Consider the following 2,591-nt stretch of genomic DNA (forward strand, 5'->3'; position numbering starts at 1 on the left):
GAATTGAAAATGTCACAATTTATAATGCAAACTGTCACATTTTGTTCACAATTCAATTGTAAAACTTTCCATCATTAAAGTCTAGTAGTTTGTGTCGAATTTTTGAACAAGAATAAAGCGCTATCATTTTAATGTGTAAGTATTGTAATAAGAGCCGTATATTCACTAATGTAGTATAGTATAAACATAGAATGATAGTGAAGAGAGGGGTAGGAACAATGACAGTTTATGATTTTTCAGCTAAAACAATAACAGGAGAAGAAAAATCGTTAAAAGATTACGAAGGAAAAGCACTTCTTATTGTAAATGTAGCTAGTAAATGTGGATTTACACCACAATATAAAGGGTTACAGGAAGTATATGATAAATATAAAGACCAAGGACTAGAAATACTCGGTTTCCCTTGTAATCAATTTGGGGGACAAGAACCAGGCACAGAAGCTGATATTACTAGTTTTTGTGAATTGAACTACGGTGTAAACTTCCCGATGTTTGCAAAGATTGATGTGAAAGGTGATAAGGCTCATCCTCTTTATACATACATGACAGAACAAGCACCAGGTTTACTTGGTATGAAAGCTGTGAAATGGAACTTTACTAAGTTTCTAATTGGAAAAGATGGGAAAGTAGTAGGGCGTTTTGCGCCGCAAACGAAGCCGGTGGATTTAGAGGTTGAGATTGAGAAGGTGCTTGGGGAATAATTAGGAGTTAGCTATCTTTTATTATGTTTATTAAATAACACCTCAAAGAACAAAGTAGTTCTTTGAGGTGTTTTCTTTAAACTCACATTATCAAGATTAAATCACTGGATCGAAGTCATTTGATTTAGGCAGAGAAGTTGCTTTTTTCATAAGCACTTCCCATAAGTGTACGGATGTCTTCCATTCGGCTGCGGTCTGTCCCTTTTGATACATAGCGTTCTCATAACTGAAAGTAAGTTGTTGCATATCGGCCGAGTTGTAAAGTGTATCGATGCGGAGAGCGTATTCTCGGAATGTTTGACTTTCACCCCGTGGTATGCCGATTCTCGCAAATTGTTTTAAAAGTGCACCGTAAGCTTTTCTATAAACAGCATCATCTTTTCGGTATTTATAGAAAAGAATAATAAAAAATGTAATCCATTTCATTCTAGTAGTGAAGAGAATGTATCCGATGATACTAATCGGTATCGTAGAGAGGAATACGTACCACCAAGAAATCCTATTTTTAGAATTTGTAATCTTTTTAGTAGAGGCTTCTTCTGTATTTTCTATTAAACTTTTGAGCTTCGCTTCATTGTTCCGTTGGTGTATTTGCCCGCTATTAGAATTAGTTTCTTCGCTATTTTGTGAAGTAGAAGCAGGAGTATTATTTATAAAATTATAGGGATTGGTAAACCCTTTTGTTGGTTCGAATGGAATCCATCCGTATTCTGGAAAATATACTTCGACCCAAGAGTGTGCGTTATTGTTCGCGATTTTATAAACATTCTCACCTTCAGCACCAGCAATTGTATTCTCAAGAGTTCCTTCTGTAAATCCTTTTACCCAGCGGGCGGGAATCCCGGCAGAACGAAGTAGTACAATCATAGACGTCGAAAAATTATTACAGTAGCCGCTTTTTGTATCGAAAAGGAATTGATCTACATAATCTTGGTTTTTGGCAGGGAATAAGACATTCGTTGTTTCGTATACAAAAGAGTTGTCTGTGAAGTAATTTTCAATAGCTAATACTTTATCATACCGGCTGTCTTTATCATTTGTAAGATTGACAGCCAAGTCTTTTACTCGCTGCGGTAATGATTCGGGAAGTTGTGTGTACTTTGTCATGAAATAAGAACTTGTTTCTTGATCTTCATTCGTTTTTGCAGCTTTCAAGTTTTCTATGGAAAACTCCGGAATCTCATACGTTACTTTATACGAATTTAAAGTAGTAGAAGAGTCTCCGTGCATCGTATAGATTTTTTCTGAAAATGGGTCAACGCTGTATGATACATCAGAAGAAGCCTCAACTGATACTAATCCTGCTGGATAGGTAAGGTGAGGATAACTTTTTTGCATGGTGATTGTTGCCTCAGTTATCTCCGTTTTTGTATTTTGTTCGTACCAGCTCACGACGTCGTTTTTATGTTTAAAAGAAACCTTTTTTTGATTTTCAGAAACTTCCCAGCCTTTTCCTGTATAAAAATCTTTTGTTTCTACTCTCCAATATTGTTTGTTTTGTGTTTGTGCTGTGAAAACAATTGTAGGATCCGCCTTAAAAGGACCGCCTAATCGGGAGTCATCTAAACCATACCCAATTTTAGAAACTTCTTGTTCTTTACTTGCTTCGGATGTGTTGAATTTTAAAAAATTCATTGGGTTTGGCCATTGAGGACCAAATTTTGGAGCAAAGTATGCGATGATTGCTGACAATACAATAAATATTGTAAGAGGTCTAAGTAATTTTGAGATTACTCTAGCATAATTTTGTAAGTGTTCCATCTCTTTTATTCGTTCTATGTGAAGAAGACTAAGCATAAAAAAGCCGATGACAACAGTACGAATAATAGCGTAATTTGCATTGTATAAATGTAAGTTATGAAAAGTTGTGATATAAATAATAGTCAATAC

Annotated in this window: 2 protein-coding genes; one reads left to right on the top strand and one right to left on the bottom strand. The window is 35.3% G+C overall.

What is annotated here, in order from left to right:
* Positions 1–218: 218 nt before the first annotated feature.
* Complete coding sequence (gene bsaA, locus AB3X48_RS20915; RefSeq protein ID WP_016102133.1) at positions 219–701, top strand: glutathione peroxidase; 483 nt, start codon at positions 219–221, stop codon at positions 699–701.
* Between the two features lie 96 nt (positions 702–797).
* Here the strand turns inward: bsaA and AB3X48_RS20920 are convergent.
* On the bottom strand, positions 798–2,591 hold a 1,794-nt coding region (locus tag AB3X48_RS20920; RefSeq protein ID WP_367959899.1), incomplete at its 5' end, for a transglutaminase TgpA family protein.

It is taken from the genome of Bacillus sp. S4, assembly GCF_040838205.1.
GTDB classification, from domain to species: Bacteria; Bacillota; Bacilli; order Bacillales; family Bacillaceae_G; genus Bacillus_A; species Bacillus_A cereus_U.

Coding starts and splice junctions, on each gene's coding strand:
- bsaA (WP_016102133.1), top strand. CDS start 219: ATGACAGTTTATGATTTTTCAGCTAAAACAATAACAGGAGAAGAAAAA.